Genomic DNA, 391 nt, shown 5'->3' on the forward strand with positions numbered 1-391 from the left:
TATCACTAACGGCTCCTCCGCTTTCGCTCGCCGCTACTCACAGAATCTCGGTTGATTTCTTTTCCTCGGGGTACTTAGATGTTTCAGTTCTCCCGGTTTGCCTCGTTATTCTATGTATTCAAATAACGATAGTAGATTCTTCATCTACTGGGTTTCCCCATTCGGATATTTTGGATTAAACGCCTCTTATCGACTCATCCAAACTTTTCGCAGATTAGCACGTCCTTCTTCGCCTCTGATTGCCTAGGCATCCACCGTGTACGCTTAGTCACTTAACTATACAACCTCAAATGTTTTCAAAAACAAATGATGTTGCTGTTCAACTAAACACTTGACTGCTTTTGTTCAGTCAAGATTTTTCTTCTACTCAGACTTTCTTGTGTTAATTTAT

1 rRNA gene is annotated in these 391 nt (G+C 40.7%); it reads right to left on the reverse strand.

Annotated elements, in window-relative coordinates:
• Positions 1-278 (reverse strand): 23S ribosomal RNA (locus ACTG7Q_RS10890); the annotation flags it as partial.
• Between the last annotated feature and the right edge of the window lie 113 nt (positions 279-391).

It is taken from the genome of Lonepinella sp. BR2474, assembly GCF_051851555.1.
In the GTDB taxonomy this organism is placed as follows: Bacteria; Pseudomonadota; Gammaproteobacteria; order Enterobacterales; family Pasteurellaceae; genus Lonepinella.